Genomic DNA, 204 nt, shown 5'->3' with positions numbered 1-204 from the left:
GGCAAAACGTCACCCTCAATCAACTCAGAGATGTTGCCAATACCCTCACTCAATTATATATTAATGAAGGGTATATTAACTCCCGCGCTGTCTTAAAAGAGCAAGATATCGCCAATGGCATCGCTACTATTGAAGTCACAGAAGGGACAATTACCGATATTCAAATTGGAGGATTAGAAAGGTTTAAAACCAGTTATTTTACCT

At 38.7% G+C, this 204-nt stretch carries 1 protein-coding gene; it reads left to right on the top strand.

What is annotated here, in order from left to right; translation table 11 throughout:
• Positions 1-204: POTRA domain-containing protein (locus tag JUI58_RS27410; protein WP_275414284.1), on the top strand; the 204-nt coding region annotated here is incomplete at both ends.

Origin of the sequence: Spirulina sp. CCY15215, assembly GCF_016888125.1 — a bacterium.
Taxonomy (GTDB): Bacteria; Cyanobacteriota; Cyanobacteriia; order Cyanobacteriales; family Spirulinaceae; genus CCY15215.
This window is presented reverse-complemented; position numbering and strand designations above follow the sequence as displayed.